Source organism: Microbulbifer sp. MI-G (genome assembly GCF_030440425.1).
GTDB classification, from domain to species: domain Bacteria; phylum Pseudomonadota; class Gammaproteobacteria; order Pseudomonadales; family Cellvibrionaceae; genus Microbulbifer; species Microbulbifer spongiae.
Genome location: NZ_CP098023.1, coordinates 169,766 through 193,676, shown reverse-complemented (window position 1 = coordinate 193,676; position 23,911 = coordinate 169,766). Strand labels below are relative to the sequence as shown.

The window sequence follows — 23,911 nt, the reverse complement described above, 5'->3', positions numbered from 1 at the left end:
GTGAAACGGGCTTCTCAGGGTTAACGGGATGGCCAGCGGTTTTCACAAAAAAACCGGGCTGGGCCCGGTTTGCGTGATTTTAGCACCAAGTACTGGCGGGAAGGTAGGGCTTTCGGGGCCGTCGACACGACCACCCGGGACTCCCGGGTTACACCGAGTCTGGGTGGCGCGCCGACTGGGTCCGGCTCACTGCCCTTTGGGGTCCTTCAGATAGCGGAAAAATTCACTGTCCGGCTCCACCAGCAGCATGTCCGACTTGCTTTTGAAGGATTCCTTGTAGGCCTGCAAACTGCGGGTAAAGCGGTAGAATTCAGGGTTTTTATTGTAGGCTGCGGCATAGATAGCGGCGGCCTCCGCATCACCGGCACCGCGCAGCTCCTCTGCTTGGCGGTAGGCCTCGGACTCAATCACTACTTTCTGGCGGTCCGCATTGGCGCGGATGCGCTCGCTGGCCTCCTCACCTTTGGCGCGATGATCCCGCGCTTCCAGCTCCCGGCCAGCGCGCATGCGCTGGAACACCGATTCGGAAACCTCCGGCGGCAGGTCGATCCGCTTGACACGCACGTCGATGACTTCCACACCCAAATTCTTTTGTGCTACCTGGTTCAGGTTCTTGGTGATCTCCGACATCAGCTCGTCGCGCTCGCCACTCACCACTTCGTGCAGGTCGCGCACACCGAACTGGTTGCGCAGGCGGTCATTGATCTGTTCCGACAACAGGCGCACCGCGTTGCGCTCATCACCGCGGGTGGCGGTATAGAACTTGCCCACATCGGAGATCCGATACTTTGCGTACGAATCAACCATCATAAATTTATTTTCACTGTTGAGCATACGCACCGGACTGGAGTCCACGGTCTGGATACGCGCATCAAATTTGCGCAGCTTTTCCGCAAACGGGATCTTGAAATAAAGACCGGGCTCATAGTAGGAGCGCACCAGTTCACCAAAGCGCAGCAGCACCGCCTTTTCCGTTTCCTTCACCACAAAGGCGCTGGAGGAAATCAGCAGTATGCCGACAAGCACAACCGCGATAATAGCCAGTGTTCTGTTATTCATTCCATCACCTCCTAGCGCACAGTCTGGCTGCGGCGACTGTTGGCAGCATCATTGCGCAACCGCTCGACGACGCGCTGGTAGACTTCCTCGACCACAATCGGCGAGGTGTCTTGGCGCTGAGCCGCCGGTGTCGCGCTCTCCTGCGCCAGCTTGTCCAGTGGCAGGTACATGATGTTGTTGCCGCCTTCAACATCCACCATAACCTTGGAAGTACCGGACATCACCTCCTGAACCGCATCCAGATAGAGGCGCTCGCGGGTTACTTCCGGGGCACGCTCATATTCGGTCAGCAATTTTTCGAAGCGCACCGCTTCACCGCGGGCACTCTCCACCACGCGGGCCTTGTAGCCCTCCGCCTCTTCGAGAATGCGCTGAGCCTGACCACGGGCCACCGGGATTACCTGATTGGCGTAAGCCTGCGCTTCGTTCTGCAGGCGCACTTCGTCCTCGCGGGCTTTGGTGACGTCGTCAAATGCATCCTGCACCTCACGCGGCGCCTTGGCGTCGGTCAGGTTAACCACATCAATAAGAATGCCGGTCTGGTAGAGATCCAGGTATTCCTGCAGGCGCTGCTGGGTATCGGTAGACACCTGGGTCCGGTTCTGGGAGATCACACCATTCAAGGTCAATGAACCCACCACATGGCGCAGGGCGCTGTCGGTAGCCTCCTGAAGGCTCTTGACCGGATCGCGCACACGCAGCACATAGGACTCCGCGTCACCCACCTGCCACTGCACGGTCAGCACCACCTCAACAATGTTGGCGTCTTCGGTGAGCATTTGCCCAGTGGTGCGCTCGGTGCGCACCTCGGTCATATTCACCTTGGTAACACTGTCGATCAGCGGCGGGTTCCAGTGTAGGCCGGCGGATTCTGTGGTGTGGTATTTACCCAGACGCAGCACCACCGCTGCCTCGTTGGCATTGACCTGATAAATCCCCAGGCCCGCGTAAATCAATGCACCGAGGACAAGGATCAGCATCCAGGGAAAGTTGCCGGTGCCAGTGCCGGGACTGCCGCCGCGGAACAGGCCACCGAGTTTCTGTTGAATCTTGCGAATCAACTCGTCCAGGTCCGGCGGGCCATCGTTCTTGCGGTTACCGCCACCCCAGGGATCTTTGTTATTACCACCCGGCTCATTCCAGGCCATCTAAATTACTCCAACTCTGCTCATTAACGCTTTGACTCCGGCGGATTCTAGCATCCCCGCCGGCAAAATATTGCCGCCAGGACTCAGCTGCAGGCAAGTCTGTCGCAATTGCGGTTGCACAACAATGCCCACACCTGCTCAGTCGTCACTCGTGTTCCCTCTGCCCGCTGTCCTCACCTGTATCCACCAGTGGCAGCCAAACGGGGCGCTCACCATTAGATGAAAATGGCGCCAGAAGGCGCTGGAAGTCCCTGCGCGGCAGCAGTAGCTGCAACTCACAATCACCATTGTCGCGATAGACTTCGCCCTGAATGGCGTTGATCTGGTACAGCTGGGCGCGCAACCGGGATTGATGGGGTCTCACTACCAACCGGCCGCGCACCATTTGCGCACCCAGGCGCCGGGCAATCGCCTCAACCAACAGCGTGCAACCCGCACCGGTGGCGGCGGATAACCACACCGCCTGCGGCACACCCTGGTCATCGCAATCCATGCGCGGGGCAAAATCGGTGAGTAAATCGATTTTGTTATACACAACCAGCTGTGGCAGATCAGACGCATCGATTTCTTCTAGCACCGTCTGCACCTCTTGCATCAGGTGCAAGCGGTCCTCCGCAGCGGCATCCACGACATGCAGCAACAGAGTTGCATTGGCGGCCTCCTCCAGCGTGGCTCGAAAAGCCTCTACCAGTTTGTGCGGCAGGTGCGAAACAAACCCCACCGTATCCGCCAATACCATGGCGCCGACATTGGGCAATTCAACCCTGCGCATGGTCGGGTCGAGGGTAGCGAACAACTGATTGCGCACATACACACCGGCGTCTGTGAGGCGGTTGAACAAGGTGGACTTGCCGGCGTTGGTGTAACCGACCAGCGATACTGTGGCCACCTCTGCACGGGAACGCGCGCGCCGGCCCTGCTCCCTCTGGCGCCGGACTTTTTCCAGGCGCTTCTCAATGGCGTCGATACGCACACGCAACAGGCGGCGGTCGGTTTCCAATTGGGTTTCACCCGGCCCGCGCAGGCCGATACCACCCTTCTGCCGCTCCAGGTGTGTCCAGCCGCGCACAAGTCTGGTGGCCATATGTCGCAGCTGTGCCAACTCAACTTGCAGCTTACCCTCATGGGTGCGCGCACGCTGTGCAAATATGTCCAGAATCAGACCGGTGCGATCCAGTACCCGGCATTTCAGTGCACGCTCGATATTGCGCTCCTGGCTGGGTGAAAGGATGTGATCGAAGATCACAAGTTCCGCACCCTGTTCCTGCACCGCCCGGCCAATCTCCTCCAGCTTGCCGCGCCCGACAAAGGTTTTCGGGTCCGGTGTCGCACGCTGTCCAAAGATGAAGCTGACGGGATCTGCTCCCGCAGAGAGGGCCAATTCCTCAAACTCACGCGGGTCATCGGGACTGTCGATGGAGGAGAGTTCTAGGTGCACCAGCACAGCCAGTTCACCGGATTCCGGTCGATCGAAAAACAATGGGAATTCTCTGTTGCGAAAACGGGCGCCGGCCCGGCTCCCTGACTGGAGGTGGCAGCCGGCGAGGCCGTGGTGCGCTTACTCAACTGCGGTCGCCCCGATCAAGCGGAGCACAGGTCACTCTAGCGCACGGACCACTCAGCTGAAGGATTCGCGCTCACCGCTTTCTGCATTACCTTCACCGCCATGTTGAGCCGCCGGATTCAGCAGCGGTACGCGAACCGCGCGAGATGGAACCACAGTGGAAATTGCATGCTTGTACACCATTTGGCTGACGGTATTTTTTAGTAACACCACGAACTGATCGAAAGATTCAATTTGCCCCTGGAGCTTGATGCCGTTGACCAAATAGATAGAAACCGGGATACGCTCTTTGCGTAATACGTTGAGGTAAGGGTCTTGTAAGCTATGCCCTTTTGACATCTTTTTTCTCCTTGTCAAAAAGCTGAATTCGGTATGCAGGCCACAATCACCCCCGCGAAATGCACGGATCAATGAACGACTGAGGTTGAATACGCGTGTAAGTAGTGTAGTAGCGATCCGGAAAAGGCCGGACTCTGTGAAAACTGACTGAACGGGCCTGTCGTTTATTAGCCCAACCACGTTATGGATGCTCAGGTGAGAAATTTCAAGGCTTCCGCCACGATTTCCTCCCGCGTACGCACCCTGCCCTCGGTATCCTGAGTATACAGAGTCGTGAGCGCCGGCCAGCGCCGCAACCAGGTCAGCTGGCGCTTGGCCAGTTGACGGGTGGCAGCGATACCCGCGGCAACCATTTCATCGTAACTGTAGTGACCTTCCAGGTATTGCCATACTTGGCGGTAGCCCACTGCACGGATCGCCGGCAGGTCCTTGTGCAGGTCGCCGCGCGCGCGCAGTCCCCGCACTTCATCAACAAACCCTGCCTCGAGCATCCGTTTAAAACGCCCTTCGATGCGCCGATGCAACAGCGCTCTGTCCCTCGGCATGATCGCCAGCTGCTGCAGCTGGTAGCGCTCCTGCACCCCGCCACTGCGCCGCTCGCGGCGCAGTCGGGACAACGGCACGCCGGTGAGGCGGTAGACTTCCAACCCCCGCTCAATACGCGCCGAGTGATTGGGGTGCAATTCCGCCGCCAGTTCCGGGTCAACCCGGACCAGTTCCGCGTGCAGCGCCGGCCAGCCCTCGCGCTCTGCGTGCGCCTCAATGTCAGCACGCACATGCGCATCCGCCCCGGGCAATACTGCCAATCCTTGTAAGAGAGCGCGGAAATACAACATAGTTCCGCCAACCAGTAAAGGGATCTTACCGGCTGCACTGATATCGTCCATAGCCTGGAGGGCATCTGCGCGAAAGCGGCCGGCGGAATAAGATTCACTGGGCTCGCAGATATCGATCAGGCGGTGGGGATGACGGGCCAGCTCCCGCGCTGTCGGTTTGGCTGAACCCAGATCCAGGCCGCGGTAGACCAGCGCAGAATCCACACTGACCAGGACCACCGGTAAACGGTCAGCAATAGCCATGGCCAGATCCGTCTTGCCCGATGCAGTGGGGCCCATCAGGAAAATTGCGCAGGGCTTGTCACCCGAAATGCGCTCGTTCAAATCACCACCTACTTTCCGTGCGCGGTTATTGTCCGCGCATAAACCACTTATCCAAATCCGCCAGTTTAACCTGGGTCCAAGTGGGGCGGCCGTGATTGCACTGTCCGCTGCGTTCGGTGCGCTCCATATCCCGCAACAAGGCGTTCATCTCCGGCACCGTCAAGCGGCGGTTGGCGCGCACCGAGCCATGGCAGGCCATGGTGCCAAGAATCCGATTAATTCTCTCGCCTATGCGGTCACTATCCCCCTGACCTATCAGGTCAGAGAGCACATCCCGCACCAGTTGCTCCACCTCGGCACCGTGCAGCATCGTGGGCACCTGGCGCACCAGTAATGTCTCGGGCCCGGCGCGCTGCAGCACAAAACCGAGGGAGGTAAAAACCCCGCTGCGCCCCTCAAAGCAATCTGCCTCGCGCTGGCTTACCGCCAGACTCACCGGCACCAGCAGCGGCTGGGCCTGGATGCCTCCGGCAGCGTGAGCCACTTTCATCTGTTCATAGACGATACGCTCGTGGGCAGCATGCATATCCACCACGATCAAGCCATGGTCGTTCTGCGCAAGCACATAAATCCCGTGCAATTGGGCTATGGCGAACCCCAGTGGCGGCGCCCCCTCCCCGGAAGCCATTTTACTGCCCATAGGCTGCGGCGCCGCTGCAGCTGAGCCGGTGGCATCTCCGTTTGGCTCTGCAACCGCTGCGTGTCCCCGGTACGGCTGATGCAGGGTACCGTAGGCATGCATTTGCTGCTGCAGGTTCCCCGGGGATGGCCGATTGCCCAGCGGCATCTTCTGCTGTCCGGCAAACTCCCCTCCCTGGGCACCGGTCACTCGCCCCGTGTCCGCAGTTTCAGCAACCCCTGTCTCAGCACCCTCGGCAGTTTTCTCCCTCTGTCCCGGGCGCGCATCTGCCAGGGCCCGGTGCAAGCTGCCAAACAGGAAATCGTGCACCAGGCGACTGTCGCGAAATCGCACCTCGTGCTTGGTCGGGTGCACATTGACATCCACCGACGCCGGGTCCAGTTCCAGATAGAGCACAAAAGCGGGATGACGACCGTGGTGGAGCACGTCGGCAAAGGCACGGCGCACCGCATGGCTCACCACCTTGTCGCGAATGGCGCGACCATTTACGTAGAAAAACTGCAGGTCGGCCTGGGACCGGGAGAAGGCCGGCTCGGCCACCCAGCCCCACAGGCGCAGGCCGCTGCGCTCCACCTCGATATGCAGGGCCTTCTGCATAAATGCCGGGCCACAGATCTGGGCGACACGGCGCTCCATCTCCACGCGGTTGCTACCGGCGCGCAGGCTGAGAACGCCCTTGCCATTGTGGCGCAGGCTGATGGAGACATCGAAGCGGGACAGGGCCAGGCGCTTGACGGTCTCGTCGACACGGTTGAATTCCGTCTTCTCAGTGCGCAGAAACTTGCGTCGTGCCGGGGTATTGAAAAACAGGTCGCGCACATCCACCGTGGTGCCGCGCGGATGGGCTGCCGGCGTCAACTGGGCGTGCATCTCGCGGCCTTCGGCGCTCACTTGCCAGCCCTGGCCACACTCATCGCGACTACTGGTCAGGGTCAGGCGTGCCACTGAGGAAATACTGGCCAAAGCTTCGCCACGAAAGCCCAGGGTTGCCACTGCATCCAGATCTTCCAGAGCGTGAATTTTTGAGGTGGCATGGCGCGCGAGTGCCAGAGCCAGGTCATCCCGCTCAATCCCTTTGCCGTTATCGCGCACTTTCATACGCTTGATACCACCTTTCTCCATATCCACATCCAGGCGCGTGGCACCGGCATCGAGACTGTTCTCCAGCAGCTCCTTGATCACCGAGGCAGGCCGCTCCACTACCTCACCGGCGGCAATCTGGTTGGCGAGACGGGGGGATAACTGCTGGATGCGATCGTGCATGATTTCTGGCCTGTTGTTGCTGCCTGACCGGCCCGGCGGAACCTTTGACCCCGGCGGGGATTTATCCGGAGGGAATATTCAGAGTCTGCCCCACACGAATCACCGAGGTATTGATACCGTTGGCTTTTTTCAGCGCGGCCACCGAGACCTTGTAGCGTGCGGCGATACCCGACAGGGTCTCGCCGCGGACAATCACATGTCGCTGCGATCCTCTATCCCGTTGCGCGGCAAGCCAAGTGTCTGCCGGTGGGTGGCTGTTGAAATGTGCCACTATACCGTCACTGAGTTTTTGTGCCAGCTTGCGTTGAAAGCTGGGATCACGCAGGCGCTTGGCCTCCTGGGGATTGGTGATAAAGCCGGTCTCCACCAAAATAGAGGGAACATCCGGCGAGCGCAGTACGGCAAAGTTGGCCTGTTCCACGCGCTTTTTATGCAGATGGGCCACCTTGCCCAAATGATTCAGTACACTGGCGCCAATATCCAGGCTGGCATTCATGGTGGCGGTCATGGACAGGTCCAGCAATACTCCGGCGAGGGTGTCGTCCTTGTCGCCGAGGCTCAGACTGCCGGCGCCGCCAATCAGGTCCGATTCATTTTCCCGCTGGGCCAGAAAACGCGCGGTTTCACTGGTGGCGCCACGGGTGGATACCGCATACACTCCGGCACCCCGTGCATCCTTGCGGGTGAAGGCGTCTGCATGGATGGAGACAAACAGGTCTGCACGCATCCTGCGGCCAATATTCACCCGCTCGCGGTGGGGGATATAGTAATCACCGGTGCGCACCAGTTTGGCGCTAAAGCCCGGCCTGCGGTTGATCTGCTTATTCAGCTGCTTGGCGATGGCCAGCACTACGTCTTTTTCCCGCAACCTGCCCGGCCCAAGGGCACCGGGGTCCTCACCGCCGTGGCCGGCATCGATGGCGATGACAATATCCCTTTCACCACCGACCTGCTCCAGAGTCTTCACTGTGTTTTTGACGTTATCGTAAAGGTCGATCACCAGGCGGTCTGGCAGTTTTTCATGGCGACGCAGGGCAAAGCTGCGCGGTTTGACCTGGGTTTTCAGGTCCAGTACTACACGCAGGTCTTTGCTATTGTGACGGGCGTGGCGTATCTGGACAATTGGGGTACCCTCCAGATTCAGCCTGTCCAGCTCTGCCAGCAGTTCGGTATCGGCAATATCCACCACAACCCGGTGCGGGGCGCCGAGAGTAAACAGCTTGTGTTCCGCCGGTCCGCTCAAATCAAAAACCAGGCGTGTGTGATCCGGCGCACGCCACAGGCGCACGCCTTTCACTTCCGCCGCCACAACCGGCAGCACCATTGCCAGTGCACACACCGGGGCCATCAGCCATCGCCACCTCAACGCCATTACCTGTCAACCCTCACGACTCATCTGATAGCCACTGCCCTGTACCCAATGCCTTTCGATGTTCCCAGTGCAATTTGTCCAGCAAAGCCATGACCCGCTCACCCTGCTTGGAGTGGGCACTCAAATACAGCAGGCGGCCGTGCTCCTGCACTCTCAGCTCTACCTGCAGGTCCGGTTCCGGCAGCACACCGGCACCGCGCACAGGCCACTCCACCAGAATCAGGCTGTGTGCGACGAAATAATCCCGCACCCCCATAAACTCCAGTTCCTCGGCATCCCCGAGTCGGTAGAGGTCGAAATGATAGATACGCTGGGCGCCCAGCTCATAGGGCTCGACCAGGGTATAAGTGGGGCTTTTCACCGCACCGTTATGGCCAAATGCACGCAACACACCACGGCAAAAGGTGGTTTTTCCGGCACCCAACTGGCCCTCCAGGTACAGTGTCAAACCCTGCTGCAGACCACTGGCAAGGCAGGCCCGGCCCAAGGCTTCACCGCCGGCCACCGTTGCCGCCTCATTCCCCAGATACATTGTCAGCGCACCCACGATCAATCCACCAACCGGCGAATCCAGGGGAGGAGATCGGTAGCGAGCAAACCGCGCTGGCCATCCGCAGCAGCGCGATTGCCCGCTTCACCGTGTAGCCACACCGCCAGGCGTGCCGCTTCCACAAGCGGCAGATGCTGTCCAATTAACGCTGCAACAATGCCAGTGAGCAGGTCACCCATGCCGCCGGAGGCCATCCCCGGGTTGCCACTGTTGATCAGATCGACACCGCCGTCATGGGCAATCAGCGTACCGGCTCCTTTTAGTATCACCACGCCACTGAATTTGTGCTGAACAGCCGCGGCCGACGCACGGAGATCGGCACACACTTCGACGGTATCGCAGCCGAGCAGACGCGCAGCCTCTCCCACATGAGGGGTGAGGACCCAGTCATCCCGCTTGACCCCGGCCAAGACCCGCCCCTGAGCGAGAATGTTCAGAGCATCGGCATCTACCACCAGCGGGCTTCCTGTACGACCGACACGTGCCAACAGTTGCTCGCTCCAGGGCGAGCGCCCTAGCCCCGGCCCCACCGCAATCACGTCGGGACCGATGAGCAGCGGCTCCAGTTCCTGTCCTGAAACCACCGGATGAGCCATCACCTCTGGGCAACGGGTCAGTGCCGCACCCAGGTGCCCTGGGCGCGTTGCAAGGGAAACCAGGCCAGCACCGGCACGTGCCGAAGACTGTGCCGCCATTAATGCCGCGCCGCCAAAACCGCTGTCACCGCCCACAATCAGAATATGACCGAACTGGTTCTTAAAACTGTCGGCTGGGCGCGGCGGCAAGCGCTTGATACTGGCACTCCCATAACGCTGCACCAGTGGTCGCACTGCGTCGTATACCGGCTCTGGCACGCCGAGCCCCGCAAAGACCACCTCACCACACAGCGCCGGTCCGCGGCCGCAATACAGGCCCAGCTTGCGGCCAATAAAAGTGACCGTCATATCAGCACAGACCGCCTGCCCTGCACTGCCGGTATCGGCATCGAGCCCGGAGGGAATATCCACGGCGAGCACCGGTCCCCGGCTTTTGCGGATACGCTCTATGGCGTGCGCTACCGGGGGCCGCAGTGGGCCGCTGAAGCCGGTGCCGAGCAGGGCGTCCACGCTCAGGGTATCGCCATCGGCACTGCCCATCTGGGTGAGGGCAGTCACTATCCGCACACCCTCTCGGCAGGCATAGTCATGTGCAGCACGGGCATCGCCTTTTAGGCGTTCGGGATTGGTGCAGGCAAAAACGGTGACGGGAATATTCTTCTGCGCGGCCAGAGCTGCAATCACATAGCCATCGCCGCCATTGTTGCCACCGCCACAGTAGACCTGTATGCGACCGATATCCGGCCAACGCGCCAGCAAACGGTCAAACGCAGCGCGACCGGCGCGCTTCATCAACTGGATGGAGGGGATCCCCAGTGCAGCCATCGCCTGCCGGTCGAGTTCCCGAACCGATTCGGCACTGTAGAGAGGTTGAGGCGTGTCCATGCGACTCCCGCAATGTGGTCAAAATTTCATCTGTGGCAAAATAGGCGATTACATCGCCGTCACTCGCCCTGACAGCAAAGTATACCGCCCCGGCCAGGCGGTGTGCTTGCACGAGATATCGAGCCATTGCAATTTATGACCGAATCACTGTTCCCTGAACTTGCCAAACTGATCAAACGCTGGGGGCGGGAGCTGGGCTTTCAGCAAATTGGCATCACCGATTGTCAGCTTGAGAAAGACGGCGAACGCCTGCGCGCCTGGATAGACGCGGGCTACCATGGGGATATGGCGTGGATGGGTGCCCACGGGGAAAAGCGCTGGCGCCCGGAGCTATTGGAGACAGGCACGATACGCGTTATCTGCGCCCGCCTCGACTACCTGCCACCGGATACCCGGCCCATTGAGGTGCTCAAGGATTCCAGCAAGGCCTACGTCTCCCGCTATGCCAATGGCCGCGATTACCATAAACTGATTCGCAAGCGCCTGGCCACCCTGGCCAGGAAAGTCGATACTTTCTGCGCCGAACAGGGTATCGAATCCAGAGGACGCGCCTTTACCGACAGCGCCCCGGTGCTGGAACGCGCCCTGGCCAGAAAGGCCGGTCTCGGCTGGGTGGGCAAGAACTGCCTGGTTATCAATGCCAAGGCCGGCTCCTTTTTCTTTCTCGGCGAGATCTATACCAACCTGCCACTGCCGGTGGATACCAGCGAAGAGGCCGACCAGTGCGGCGAGTGTGTCGCCTGCCTCAAGGTGTGTCCCACCGATGCCTTTATCGGCCCCCGCACGCTGGATGCACGCCGCTGCATTTCCTACCTGACCATTGAAAACGGGGGACCGATACCGGAGACACTCCGAGAACCAATGGGCAACCGGGTATTCGGCTGTGACGATTGCCAGACGATCTGTCCCTGGAACAAGTTCGCCAAGCCCACCGCCGAGCGGGACTTCCACCCGCGTCACGGCCTGGACAACGGCGAACTGCTCAAGCTGTTTGCCTGGACGGAGGCGGAGTTCCTACGCAAGACCGAAGGCTCTCCCATTCGCCGTATCGGTTACGAGCGTTGGCAGCGCAATCTGGCGGTGGCCCTGGGCAATGGGGAAGCCAGCGCTGCCGTGTTAGATACTCTAGAAATGGCGCGAAAAACCGCCACACCACTGGTGCTGGAGCATATCGACTGGGCTCTGATGCGGTTGCGCAGCGGGCGTAAGCGCAGACGTAAAATCAAGCGCATACCCTGATATAACGCACGGTAGCACCCAGGGCTAAAGGCGGAAAAACGTCTCGCGGTAGTGGCGCAGTTCCTCGATGGAATCGCGGATATCGTCGAGGGCCAAGTGGCTGCTGTGCTTTTTTATACCCTCTAGCACATCCGGTCGCCAGCGCCTGGCCAACTCTTTCACCGAGCTGACATCCAAATTGCGATAGTGAAAATAGGATTCCAGCTGCGGCATGTATTTGACCAGGAAGCGGCGATCCTGGCCAATGGAATTACCGCACATGGGCGAGGCGCCCTCCGGCACCCAGTGGCGCAGGAATTCCAAAGTTTCTCGTTCCGCTTCTCGTTCGCAAATCGTCGACGCCTTCACCCGCGCCACCAGACCGGAGCTGCCGTGTTGTTCGGTATTCCAGTCGTCCATGGCCTTCAACAGTGTATCGCTCTGGTGAAGTACCAGGGCCGGACCCTCAGCGAGAATGTTGAGCCGCGCATCGGTCACAATGGACGCGATCTCAATAATGCGCTCTCTCTCCGGGTCGAGGCCGGTCATCTCCAGATCAATCCAGATCAGGTTGTTCTGATCCACAGGGGTCTCCTCAAACTTTCCACGCAAGTTACCGCAACTACCCGCCAATAGCTATAATCCGTCGCTGATCTCCAGGTACCAGTGCATGAGTAAACGCAAATTGAGCCGGCGCCAGCAGTGGCGAATTGCCAAGGCCCAACAGGAGCGCGAGGCGCGCGCGCGCAAACGCGGGCAATCCGTGGAGCAAGCCCTGGAACACGACGGGTTGGGACGGGAACAAACCGGCCTGGTGATTGCCAATTACGGCACCCAGATCCTGGTGGAGAGTGAAAGTATCCCGTCCCTGCGCCAGCGCTGCCACCTGCGCGCCAACATTGACACCCCGGTCACCGGAGATCACGTTGCCTGGCGCCCGGCCAATAGCGGTAGCGGCTGTGGCGTTGTCGGCGCGCGCTTGCCACGCATATCAGAATTACAGCGCCCGGATCGCTACGGCGACCTGAAAACCATAGCCGCCAACATCAATCGCATTGTCATTGTGATAGCGCCCTATCCCGAGCCCTACGCCAATGCCATCGACCGCTATCTGGTCGCTGCAGAAACCACCGGTATTGCTCCCATTCTGCTTTTAAACAAGATCGACCTGATCGACGACAGCAACCACGAGACTCTGGAAGCACTGCTGGCACCCTATCCCGACCTGGGTTACCCGGTGCTGAAACTCTCCACCAAAACCGGCCAAGGCCTGCCCCGGTTACTGAAAACACTGGCTCAAGGCAGCAGTGTGTTTGTGGGCCAGTCTGGCGTTGGGAAGTCGTCACTGGTGAATGCCCTGCTGCCAGGCGCCGGCGCACACACTGGCATTCTCTCAGAAGCCACCCGCAAGGGCACCCACACCACCACCGCAGCGGAACTGTTTCACCTGCCCAGTGGCGGCGATCTGATAGACTCCCCCGGTATTCGCGAGTTTGGTCTCTGGCATCTGGAAGAAGCTGCTTTATTGGAGGGGTTCGTTGAGTTCCGTCCCTTTATCGGCCACTGCCGCTTTCGCGATTGCCGCCACCAGGCAGAGCCCGGCTGCGCTATCCGCGCCGCACTGGTCAATGGAGATATTAGCGAGCGCCGAATGAACAGTTTTCTGCACCTGCGCAACAGCCTGGCATCGGAGAATAAATGTTGAACCTGATTATGGAGGCGGAAGACCTCGTCGCCAGACTGGAACACGAGACGCTGCTGGTCATCGACCTCAGCTCCCCACAGAACTACCTGAGCGGCCATATTCCCGGTGCCCAGCACCTGTCATTTCAGGCCCTGATGGCCGGCACACCGCCAGCACCGGGCAAACTGCCGGATCTGGACCAGCTGACCCGAGTGTTTCGCGGCATCGGTCTGCGCCCGGAACTGCCTGTGGTGGCCTGCGATGACGAGGGCGGTGGCTGGGCCGGACGCTTCCTGTGGACCCTGGAAGTAATCGGGCACCGCAACTTCAGTTATTTGAACGGTGGCATGCGCGCCTGGCGCGGGGCCGGCCTGCCCCTTGCCACAGAAAAGCCACAGATCACACCCAGTGAAATCGATCTCTCGATCGACACCGCCGCGATCATGGATGCCCGACAGATTCAGGCACAACTGGGCAACCCGGACTTCCTCGTGTGGGATGCACGTTCGCCGCAGGAATACCGTGGCGAGCGGGTCCTGGCCATGAAAGGCGGGCATATTCCCGGCGCCATCAACTGCGAGTGGACCCAGCTCATGGATCCCCAACGCGATCTGCGTATCCGTGCCGATGCTCGGGCGTTTCTCGCAAAGCTGGGGATCGATCAAAACCACACGATCGTTACCCACTGCCAGAGCCACCACCGTTCCGGTTTTACCTGGCTGGTAGGCAAATCCCTTGGCCTGGATATCCGTGCCTATCCCGGCTCCTGGAGCGAGTGGGGCAATTTGCCCGATACCCCGGTAGAAACATAAGCATCACTGAGAACCCTTGTCATTCTATGCATCCAAAACTCTTTGCCACACTGCAGTACCTGACCCCGCAGCACGCCCTGTCCCGCGCTGCCGGCTGGCTGGCGAACACACAAATCAAATTGATCAAAGACCCCTTTACCCGCTGGTTCGTGGAAAAGTACGGTGTCAATATGCAGGAGGCGAAGGAAACCGACTGCACCGCCTATCGCACCTTTAACGATTTCTTCACCCGCGCATTGAAAGAAGACGCACGCCCTATTGTCACTGGCGAACACAGTCTCGCCTGCCCGGCAGATGGCGCCATCAGCCAGCTGGGCAGTATTCACAATGGCCGCATATTCCAGGCCAAGGGACACGATTACAGCCTGCTGGAATTGGTGGGTGGGAACCCGGAGCTGGCGACACACTTTAACGGCGGCCATTTCGCTACGGTTTACCTGTCGCCCAAGGATTATCACCGGGTGCATATGCCAGTTGCCGGCACCCTGCGCAGCATGACCTATGTGCCCGGCCAGCTGTTCTCCGTCAACACAGTGACCGCAGAAAACGTGCCGCGCCTGTTTGCCCGCAATGAGCGCCTGGTGTGTCTATTCGATACGGCTGCCGGCCCCATGGCCATGATCCTGGTGGGGGCCATGATCGTCGCCGGCATTGAAACCGTATGGGCGGGCCAGGTAACTCCGCACAGGCGCGGTGTTTGCACCACCCACTATCTCGACAATGCACCAATCCACCTGGAAAAAGGTGAGGAGATGGGGCGCTTTAAACTGGGTTCGACCGTCATCATGCTGTTCGGCGCAGACCGGGTGCGCTGGCTCGACACTCTGAAAGCAGAGTCTCTGGTGCGCATGGGTGCGCATTTCGGCAACCTTGCCGCTGACAACAACCGGGCTTGATAGATGGGGAGGTTATGGTTGCCCATATTGCCTCCACAAGCTGTAAAAAGCCCGCTAGTTTGCCAGATGTGAGATCAGTCGGGACAGCTGCCCGCGGCCCTTGAACAGGTAATAGTCCCGCACTGCAGCGACATCCACCTCGGGATAAGCACCGGGCTCAATATCCCGCAAAATACGGATTTTTTTCCGAGCACCCATTTTACCCCGCTCAATCAGCTTCTCTGCGCGGTCTTCGGCGGCGGCCAGATCAAACAGTCTCGGCTTGCTCAGCTGACGCTTGTGCCCATCCAGGACAATCATCACCTTGGGCCTGAGGCGCCGACCGTAGTTTTGCTCCACCACCACACCAACCTCTCCAGAGGAAAGCTCCACCTGGGTGCCGGTGGGATAGAGTCCGATCGCCTGGATAAACTCGACCACCAGCTGCTCCTGATAGGTGACGCCACGCAAATCGTAAAGTTGCGCCACGGCGCGGGACGGTGCTATGGGCTGGCTGGCACCGCGCGGGTTGGTGGCCTCATCGTAGAAAGTCACGATCCCGCACAGGCGCGACAGTACCGGGATTTTGTCACCGCGCAAGCCAGCGGGGTAGCCGCTGCCGTCGTGGCGCTCGCAATGACATTGCACAACACGGATCACCTCGGGATCTAGTTGTGCATCTGTGGCCAACAATTGCACACTGTGCTGAACAAAGTTTCGGTACGCCAGTTCACTGCGGGGGTCCCTGTGTCGCATCTGCAGTATTTCTCTGGCGATAGACAACTTGCCCACGTCTTTGAGCAGCGTGGCCACCCCCAGCCTTAGCAACGCCTGGCGCGAGAGGCCGATATGGCGGCCAAACACTACCGCCCAGATACTCGCGCGCACCGAGTGGCTGTAGGTGTATTCATCCCTGTGCCGCACCCGCGCCAGCCAGGTGAAAGCATCCGGGCTGCGCAACACGCTCTCGACCAGGTCTTCCACCACCCGGTTTACCTGCCTCAGCGGTAGTGGGCGATTGCTGGCCACCAGCGCCATCACTTCTCCCATACCCTGCAGTATCTGCCCGTGCAGCTTGCGCGCATTGCCAGCCTCACGCCGGGCCGGTTGCGGCGGTGGGTAGGTACCATGCACAACAGTCACAGGGCGACAGGGAATGACCACATGGGAAGCGGCCCGGCTCTGCTTGCCGCAACTGCCATCCAGAAGACGGCGAAGAGCGATGCCGGCACTGCCCACGGTCTTGTGCACATCTACATAGACATAGCGACAGTGTTTTTGCAGTTGGCGAATCTCCTCCAGATCGCGGATATAAAAGCCCTGCAGTGCAAAAGGCGTCCGGGCCCAGGGCCTGTCGAGCCTGGAAACAAACATGCCGCGCTGGAGGTCACCAACGGAAATTTTTGCCTGTTCGATTGCCACTTGGGGGGGTACCGACTGCTGTGAAAATTGCCTGTAACGCGCCCAGAGGAATCGTCAGGCGCAATAACCGGGACCCCCTGGGCAAGCGTCTCTTTATATCATGGAGAGATATTGACGAGCACCCGTCCAAACTGAGACTGCCTTCACAGACTCAGACACTGGTTGCCACCGTTAGGTGTGGTATTTTGCCGATAGCGTTACCACCGCCTCGATCATGGCGCCGGCGTGGTCCGGATCAATTTTCGGGGTAATACCGTGACCGAGGTTGAAAACATGCCCGCTGCCGTGACCAAACGCCCCCAGGATGTGCGCGACTTCCCGGCGGATACGCTCGGACCCGGCGAAGAGGACAGATGGATCCAGGTTGCCCTGTAGGGCCACCCGTCCACCCACACGGGCACGGGCACTGCCGATATCCGTGGTCCAATCGAGGCCCAGGGCCTCTGCACCAGTTTCTGCCATCGCCTCCAACCACTGACCACCGCCCTTGGTAAACAGGATGGCGGGCACGCGACGTCCCCCGGCCTCCTTGATCAGGCCACGCAGGATACGCGCCATATAGTGCAAGGAAAACTCCCGGTAGGCACTGTGGCTCAAGACCCCACCCCAAGTATCAAAGAGTTGCACTGCCTGGGCACCAGCGCGAATCTGCGCATTCAGATAATCGGTTACCGAGTCCGCCAGTACCGCTAACAACTGGTGCATCAGCTCAGGGCGTTTGTAGAGCATTTCCTTGCAACGGGCAAAATCCCTGCTGGAGCCGCCCTCGATCATATAAGTGGCCAGGGTCCAGGGACTGCCGGAGAAGCCGATCAGCGGTACACGCCCGTTCAGTTCGCGGCGAATGGTGGACACGGCGTTTATTACATAATCCAGGTCACGCTCGCTGTTCACTACTTCCAGCTTCTCGATATCCGCAGCGCTGCGCAGGGGTTTGTGAAATTTGGGCCCTTCGCCCTCGGCAAAATGGAGGCCGAGGCCCATGGCATCGGGAATAGTGAGAATATCGGAGAACAGGATCGCCGCATCCAGAGGGTAGCGCTGCAGCGGCTGCAAGGTCACTTCGCAGGCCAGCTCGGTGTTGCGACACAGGTCCATAAAACTACCGGCTTCGGCACGACTGGCGCGGTACTCCGGCAGATATCGGCCCGCCTGGCGCATCATCCACACCGGTGTTCGATCCACGGGCAGGCGCAGCAGGGCGCGGAGGAAACGGTCATTTTTCAATTGGGGCAATTTGGTATCAGACATAGGCACACTGAGAGGGTTAAAAGAGCGGCCATTGTACCGGGGGCGGTGTGACGATAAACAGGGGGACAGCACTTAAGCGGAGTGCTGCCTGGAACGGGTGGAAAATGACGATAGTGTACGGACAGCCCCCTGCGAACAGCTGGGGCCGCTCAGATACCCAGGTAGTCGAGAATACCCTCGCCGGCCTGGCGTCCCTCCCAGATGGCGGTCACTACCAGATCGGAACCACGGACCATATCACCGCCGGCAAAAACCTTCTCGTTGGCCGTCTGGAATTTGTATTTCTGATCTTCTGGCGCAATAACACCCCCCCAATCCGCCAACTCGATATCGTACTTGGCAAACCACTCCGCAGGGCTCGGGCGAAAACCAAAAGCCACCAGAACAATATCCGCCGGAACCACTTCCTCGGAATCGGTCACCACCTGGGGTCGGCGGCGGCCGTTCTCATCGGCTTCACCCAATTCGGTAGTCACCATCCTGACCCCGAAGACCTTGCCTTCTCCGACGATCTCCACCGGCTGGCGATTGAACAGGAACTGCACCCCCTCCTCCCCGGCATTGGCTACCTCGCGGCGGGAGCCGGGCATATTCTCCTTATCACGACGGTAGACACAGGTCACACTCTTGGCACCCAGGCGAATGGCACTGCGGTTGCAGTCCATGGCGGTATCGCCACCACCCAGCACTATCACGCGCTTGCCCTCCACTGCTATGAATTCCGCCGGGTCTTTCTCCCAGCCCATACTGCGGTTCACATTGGCCACCAAAAACGGCAGGGCATCGTGCACGCCGGACAAATCCTCACCGGGGAAACCGCCTTTCATATAGCTGTAGGTGCCCATGCCCAGGAAAACCGCATCGTAGTCATTGAGCAGCTGGCCGAAGCGGATATCCCTGCCCACCTCGGTGTTGAGGCAGAACTCCACGCCCATTGCCTCGAAAACCGCGCGACGCTTCTGCATCACGGACTTTTCCAGCTTGAACTCCGGAATACCGAAGGTGATCAGGCCGCCGATCTCCGGGTACTTGTCAAACACCACCGGCTGTACGCCGTTGCGGACCAGAATATCGGCACAGCCCAGTCCGGCGGGGCCGGCGCCAACGATCGCCACCTTTTTGCCGCTCTCTTTCACATGGCTCAGGTCCGGGCGCCAGCCCAGTGCAAAGGCCGTGTCGGTAATATATTTTTCCGCATTGCCGATGGTCACAGCACCAAAACCATCGTTAAGGGTACAGGCGCCCTCGCACAGGCGATCCTGTGGGCACACGCGGCCACAGACTTCCGGTAAGGTATTGGTCTCGTGGCAGAGCTCTGCCGCTTCGATCACATTTCCCTCGCTGATCAGTTGCAACCAGTTGGGGATATAGTTGTGCACCGGGCACTTCCATTCGCAATAGGGATTGCCGCAGTCCAGGCAGCGGTGCGCCTGACTCGCCACCTGGCGTTTACTGAAAGGCTGGTAGATCTCCACAAACTCATTGGTGCGAGTGATGATATCTTTCTTCGGTGGATCAATACGCGCCACATCGATAAACTGGAAATCGTTGTTCAGCCTGTCTCTCATACTGTCTCCCTGTCTGTTTCCGCTTTATTCGCCGCGCTTGCGCACGTCAGAAAGAAGATCCGCAAGACTTGCCGCCTTGGGTTTCACCAACCAGAAATGGCTCAGGTGTTCGTCAAAGTTTTCCAACAACTCCATACCCCAGGCACTGCCGGTCTCTGCGCTGCTCTCCTCAATCACTGCGCGCAAGTGGCTCTGGTGCGGCTCCAGGATCTCGCTGCTGATGCGGCGCAACTCAATCAGCTCATGGTTGCAGCGGTCGAAGAAATCCCGCTCCAGATCCAATACATAGGCAAACCCACCGGTCATGCCGGCGCCGAAGTTGTAGCCGGTGCGTCCCAGTACCGCGACCATTCCGCCGGTCATATATTCACAGCAGTGGTCACCCGCACCTTCCACTACGGCAAAGGCACCGGAATTGCGCACGGCAAAGCGCTCGCCGGCACGGCCCGCGGCAAACAGTTTGCCGCCGGTGGCACCGTACAGGCAGGTGTTGCCCACAATGCTGGTTTCCCGAGAGTCAAAGACGCTGCCTTCGGGAGGGCGGATCACCAGTTTACCGCCAGCCATGCCTTTACCCACGTAATCGTTGGCATCCCCCTCCAGATACATTTCCAACCCACCAGCATTCCAAACGCCGAACGACTGCCCGGCGACCCCCTTGAGATGCAGTTTGATCGGTGCTTCCACCATGCCCTGGTTGCCATAGCGCTTGGCGATCTCACCGGACAGGCGCGCGCCCAGGGAACGGTCGCAGTTGGTCACCGCGTAGCTGAACGCACCCCCGGCCAGATTTTCTATCGCGGGCAGGATTTCCGCCACCATACGCTCGGCCAGCTCGCCCTTGTCCCAGGGCAGATTCCTGGCGGACTGGCAAGTTTGCGGTTTGCTGGCGAGGTGTGCATCGGTATGCAGCAGCGGTGACAGGTCGAGCTTGCTCTGTTTGTCGGTTTCCCCATCCAATACACGCAGCAGATCCACGCGACCGACCAACGCCTCCAGGCTGCGCACCCCGAGCTGTGCCATCCACTCACGGGTTTCTTCGGCAACGAAGCGAAAGAAGTTCATGGCCATTTCGGCAGTACCGATATAGTGCTCATCGCGCAAGGCCTTGCGCTGGGTGGCAATACCAGTGGCACAGTTATTCAAATGGCAGATACGCAGGTATTTACAGCCGATGGCCACCATGGGCGCGGTACCAAAACCAAAGCTTTCAGCGCCAAGAATGGCCGCCTTGATCACATCGAGGCCCGTCTTCAGGCCACCATCGGTCTGTACCCGCACCTTGCCGCGCAAATCATTGGCGCGCAGGGTCTGATGGGTTTCCGCCAGCCCCAACTCCCAGGGCGAACCTGCGTAGCGGATAGAGGTGATGGGGCTGGCGGCGGTACCGCCATCGTAGCCGGAGATGGTGATCAGGTCCGCATAGGCCTTGGCCACCCCGGCGGCGATAGTGCCAACGCCGGGACGCGAAACCAGTTTCACCGATACCAGTGCATCGGGATTGACCTGTTTCAGATCAAAGATCAGCTGGGCCAGATCCTCGATGGAGTAGATATCGTGGTGCGGTGGCGGTGAGATCAGGGTTACACCGGGGACCGAATAGCGCAGACGCGCGATCAGTTCGTTCACCTTTCCGCCCGGCAGCTGTCCGCCCTCGCCGGGTTTCGCCCCCTGGGCCACCTTGATTTGTAACACTTCCGCATTTACCAAATAGTGCGGCGTCACTCCGAAGCGGCCGGAGGCAATCTGTTTAATCTTGGAAACCTTGTCGGTACCGAAACGGGCCGGGTCTTCCCCCCCCTCTCCACTGTTGGAGCGACCTCCCAGGCGGTTCATCGCCTGGGCCAGGGATTCGTGGGCCTCTGGTGATAGCGCACCCAGGGACATGGCGGCGGTGTCGAACCGACGTACGATCTGTGCAACAGACTCCACTTCCTGCAAAGGTATCGGATCAATAGACTCTTTGAAACCAAGCATATCCCGCAAGGTCGCCACCGGACGCCGATTCACCAATGCCGTGTAATCACGCCAGGCAGCGTAATCACCGCTACTGGCAGCGCGGCGCAGGGCAGTCACCACATCCGGGTTGAAGGTGTGATACTCCTGACCGTGGACATAGTTGTGCAGCCCGCCGGGAGAGACCGGCTTGCGCGCCTTCCAGGCGATATCTGCGCGGGAGACCATATCCGCCTCCAATTCGGCAAAACCGGCACCTTCTATGCGGGTGGGCGCACCGGGAAAACACAAATCCACAACGTCCTTGGAAAGTCCCACCAGTTCAAACAACAGGGCACCGCGGTAGGAAGCCACCGTGGAAATCCCCATTTTCGACAGGATCTTCAACAATCCCTTGATGACGCCGTTGCGATAATTTTTCTGCGCTTCGGCGGCATCCAGCAGCAGTTCACCAGTATCGATCAAATGATTGATAATGCTGTAGGAAAAATAGGGATGTACGGCAGTGGCGCCAACGCCCACCAGGCAGGCAAGCTGGTGGGCATCCCGCGCACTGGCAGTATCCACCACAATATTGGAATCACAGCGCAGGCCCGTATGAACCAGGTGGTGGTGTACGGCACCGGTTGCGAGCAGTGCGTCGATAGGCAGAAGACCCTGACTGATATCCCGGTCGGAGAGCACCACGATCACGGTGCCGGCACGCACCGAGACCTCGACTCGGGCGCATAATTTCTCGATGGCGGTTTTCAGGTTCAGTTCCGCCGGATCGTAATTCAGGTCGAAAATCTGCGCATCGAAACCGGGGCGATCCAGCGATAACAATGCGGTGTATTTCATATGGGACAGGACTGGGGAGGACAGGATCACCCGGTCGGCGTGTTCCGGTGTTTCCTCGAACACGGACTTCTCGCGACCCAGGCACGTCTCCAGAGACATTACCACCGTCTCCCGCAAGGGGTCTATGGGCGGGTTGGTCACCTGGGCAAACTGCTGGCGGAAGTAGTCGTAAAGAGCGCGATTGTGGCGGGATAAAACCGCCATCGGGGTATCATCCCCCATGGAGCCCACCGCTTCCTGGCCGGCTTCCGCCATGGGGCGCACCACCTTGTCGCGCTCTTCCAGGGAGGAACTGAACAGCTTCTGGTAGACCTTGAACTGCTGATGGGAGAAATTATTGTCCACCGGTGCGGTAACCAGGGTGGAGCGAATACGCCGCGCTTTTTCCTTTAGCCAGCGTTTGTACGGCTGGGCCCGCTTGAGCATGTTGTCGATATCGGTGGTATGGTACAGCTTGCCCTCCAGGGTATCCACGGAGAGCATCTGCCCAGGCCCCAGGCGGCCCTTGGCCACTACGTCCTCCGCTGCATAGCCGTAAACACCCACCTCAGAGGCCACAGTGATGATGTCATCTTTGGTAATCACCCACCGCGACGGGCGCAGACCGTTGCGATCGAGGGTACAAACGGCATGGCGGCCATCGGTCATCACCAGACCGGCAGGGCCATCCCACGGCTCCATATGCATGGAGATATATTCATAGAAAGCGCGCAAGTCCGCATCCATGCCCTCGACATTCTGCCAGGCGGGCGGTACCAGCATGCGCACGGCACGGTGCAGTTCCATACCGCCAGCAAGCAGCATCTCCAGCATATTATCCAGGCTGGAAGAGTCGGAGCCCTCGCGATTAACCAGCGGTACCAGTTCACCCAATTCCGGAATCAGATCGGTGACAAACTTATTGCTGCGTGCCACAGACCAGTTGCGGTTGCCGGTGATGGTGTTGATCTCGCCATTGTGCGCCAGCAGGCGGAACGGCTGGGCCAGGGGCCAGCGCGGCATGGTATTGGTGGAAAAGCGCTGGTGAAAGACACAGATGGCGGACTGCAAACTGGAGTTGGCCAATTCCGGGAAAAATGCAGGCAGGTCTGCCGGGATCATCAGACCCTTGTAAGAGAGCACACTGGTAGAGAGACTGGCGATATATACCGCGTTGCCCAGTCGCTTTTCCGCTTTGCGCCGCGCAACATAGAGACGTGCATTAAACCACGCCTGCCCCAGTGGCTCCTCGGCATCATTGACCAGCAGTTGCTCAAAGCGCGGCTGGCTATCACGGGCAATGGGACCCAGGCATTCAGGATTGGTGGGCACAGAGCGCCAACCGACAATACGCAGGCCCTGCGCTTCCAGCGTACCCTGCAAAATTTGTCGGGCGGCCTGGGCCTCGCGCTCATCGAGGGGCAGCATCACCGAACCCACCGCATAAGTATCGGTCAGTTCGGCACCAAAAAGAGCGCGGGCCTCGCCGCGTAGAAAGGCATCCGGTTTTTGCAGCAGCAGTCCGCAGCCATCGCCGGTTTTGCCATCGGCGGCAATACCACCCCGGTGGGTCATACAGGTGAGGGATTGGATGGCTGTTTGCACTAATTGATGGCTCGCCAAACCATGCAAATGCGCAATCAGGCCAAAGCCGCAGTTGTCTTTGAACTCGTCCAACTGATACAAACTGCTACCCATAGAACTCCTCGTCACTATCGATTGCGGGACCA

At 59.5% G+C, this 23,911-nt stretch carries 18 protein-coding genes; 4 read left to right on the top strand and 14 right to left on the bottom strand.

What is annotated here, in order from left to right:
* Positions 1 to 186 precede the first annotated feature (186 nt).
* The 9 genes from hflC to M8T91_RS00810 all read right to left on the bottom strand — a co-directional run bounded on the left by hflC (position 187) and on the right by M8T91_RS00810 (position 10,576).
* Positions 187 to 1,059, bottom strand: coding sequence for a protease modulator HflC (gene hflC, locus M8T91_RS00850; protein WP_301415879.1), 873 nt, complete (start codon positions 1,057 to 1,059; stop codon positions 187 to 189).
* An 11-nt stretch (positions 1,060 to 1,070) separates the two neighbouring features.
* A complete protein-coding gene (gene hflK / locus M8T91_RS00845) occupies positions 1,071 to 2,207 on the bottom strand; it encodes an FtsH protease activity modulator HflK (protein ID WP_301415877.1) in 1,137 nt (378 codons plus the stop codon).
* 145 nt (positions 2,208 to 2,352) lie between these two features.
* Positions 2,353 to 3,687, bottom strand: coding sequence for a ribosome rescue GTPase HflX (gene hflX / locus M8T91_RS00840; protein WP_301415875.1), 1,335 nt, complete (start codon positions 3,685 to 3,687; stop codon positions 2,353 to 2,355).
* A 138-nt stretch (positions 3,688 to 3,825) separates the two neighbouring features.
* On the bottom strand, positions 3,826 to 4,110 hold the full coding sequence (gene hfq, locus M8T91_RS00835) for an RNA chaperone Hfq (RefSeq protein WP_301415873.1): 285 nt from the start codon (positions 4,108 to 4,110) through the stop codon (positions 3,826 to 3,828).
* A 191-nt stretch (positions 4,111 to 4,301) separates the two neighbouring features.
* A complete protein-coding gene (miaA, locus tag M8T91_RS00830; RefSeq protein WP_301419171.1) occupies positions 4,302 to 5,225 on the bottom strand; it encodes a tRNA (adenosine(37)-N6)-dimethylallyltransferase MiaA in 924 nt (307 codons plus the stop codon).
* Positions 5,226 to 5,295: 70 nt separating this feature from the next.
* The gene (gene mutL, locus M8T91_RS00825; RefSeq protein WP_301415871.1) at positions 5,296 to 7,173 is read right to left on the bottom strand and encodes a DNA mismatch repair endonuclease MutL; all 1,878 of its coding nucleotides are present in this window, start codon (positions 7,171 to 7,173) and stop codon (positions 5,296 to 5,298) included.
* Positions 7,174 to 7,234: 61 nt separating this feature from the next.
* Positions 7,235 to 8,545 (bottom strand): N-acetylmuramoyl-L-alanine amidase, encoded by a 1,311-nt coding sequence (locus M8T91_RS00820; RefSeq protein WP_301415868.1) that lies wholly within the window; start codon positions 8,543 to 8,545, stop codon positions 7,235 to 7,237.
* Positions 8,546 to 8,558: 13 nt separating this feature from the next.
* The gene (gene tsaE / locus M8T91_RS00815) at positions 8,559 to 9,077 is read right to left on the bottom strand and encodes a tRNA (adenosine(37)-N6)-threonylcarbamoyltransferase complex ATPase subunit type 1 TsaE (protein ID WP_301419169.1); all 519 of its coding nucleotides are present in this window, start codon (positions 9,075 to 9,077) and stop codon (positions 8,559 to 8,561) included.
* A gap of 17 nt (positions 9,078 to 9,094) precedes the next feature.
* The gene (locus tag M8T91_RS00810) at positions 9,095 to 10,576 is read right to left on the bottom strand and encodes an NAD(P)H-hydrate dehydratase (RefSeq protein WP_301415866.1); all 1,482 of its coding nucleotides are present in this window, start codon (positions 10,574 to 10,576) and stop codon (positions 9,095 to 9,097) included.
* A 135-nt stretch (positions 10,577 to 10,711) separates the two neighbouring features.
* On the opposite strand from M8T91_RS00810, the gene queG reads away from it, so the two are divergent.
* On the top strand, positions 10,712 to 11,815 hold the full coding sequence (queG, locus tag M8T91_RS00805) for a tRNA epoxyqueuosine(34) reductase QueG (RefSeq protein ID WP_301415864.1): 1,104 nt from the start codon (positions 10,712 to 10,714) through the stop codon (positions 11,813 to 11,815).
* Positions 11,816 to 11,839: 24 nt separating this feature from the next.
* Here queG and orn read toward each other — a convergent pair whose 3' ends face one another.
* On the bottom strand, positions 11,840 to 12,379 hold the full coding sequence (gene orn / locus M8T91_RS00800; RefSeq protein WP_436970313.1) for an oligoribonuclease: 540 nt from the start codon (positions 12,377 to 12,379) through the stop codon (positions 11,840 to 11,842).
* Positions 12,380 to 12,464: 85 nt separating this feature from the next.
* Here orn and rsgA point away from each other — a divergent pair, with 85 nt between their 5' ends.
* Genes rsgA through asd form a run of 3 tightly spaced genes read left to right on the top strand, consistent with a single transcriptional unit; the run spans position 12,465 to position 15,186 of the window.
* On the top strand, positions 12,465 to 13,499 hold the full coding sequence (gene rsgA, locus M8T91_RS00795) for a small ribosomal subunit biogenesis GTPase RsgA (RefSeq protein WP_301415862.1): 1,035 nt from the start codon (positions 12,465 to 12,467) through the stop codon (positions 13,497 to 13,499).
* Positions 13,493 to 14,290 carry a sulfurtransferase gene (locus M8T91_RS00790; protein ID WP_301415860.1) on the top strand — a complete coding sequence of 266 codons (798 nt, stop codon included), beginning with the start codon at positions 13,493 to 13,495 and terminating at the stop codon, positions 14,288 to 14,290. The genes rsgA and M8T91_RS00790 overlap by 7 nt, the downstream gene beginning before the upstream one ends.
* Before the next feature lie 26 nt (positions 14,291 to 14,316).
* Positions 14,317 to 15,186 (top strand): archaetidylserine decarboxylase, encoded by an 870-nt coding sequence (gene asd, locus M8T91_RS00785; RefSeq protein WP_301415858.1) that lies wholly within the window; start codon positions 14,317 to 14,319, stop codon positions 15,184 to 15,186.
* Between the two features lie 54 nt (positions 15,187 to 15,240).
* Here asd and M8T91_RS00780 read toward each other — a convergent pair whose 3' ends face one another.
* The 4 genes from M8T91_RS00780 to gltB all read right to left on the bottom strand — a co-directional run bounded on the left by M8T91_RS00780 (position 15,241) and on the right by gltB (position 23,879).
* On the bottom strand, positions 15,241 to 16,587 hold the full coding sequence (locus M8T91_RS00780; protein ID WP_301415856.1) for a cyclic di-GMP phosphodiesterase: 1,347 nt from the start codon (positions 16,585 to 16,587) through the stop codon (positions 15,241 to 15,243).
* A 171-nt stretch (positions 16,588 to 16,758) separates the two neighbouring features.
* Positions 16,759 to 17,823: a uroporphyrinogen decarboxylase gene (gene hemE, locus M8T91_RS00775; protein ID WP_301419165.1), complete on the bottom strand. Its 1,065-nt coding sequence runs from the start codon at positions 17,821 to 17,823 to the stop codon at positions 16,759 to 16,761.
* A gap of 164 nt (positions 17,824 to 17,987) precedes the next feature.
* A complete protein-coding gene (locus tag M8T91_RS00770) occupies positions 17,988 to 19,406 on the bottom strand; it encodes a glutamate synthase small subunit GltD family protein (RefSeq protein ID WP_301415853.1) in 1,419 nt (472 codons plus the stop codon).
* 24 nt (positions 19,407 to 19,430) lie between these two features.
* Entirely contained in the window at positions 19,431 to 23,879 is a 4,449-nt protein-coding gene (gene gltB / locus M8T91_RS00765) for a glutamate synthase large subunit (RefSeq protein ID WP_301415851.1), read from the bottom strand.
* Between the last annotated feature and the right edge of the window lie 32 nt (positions 23,880 to 23,911).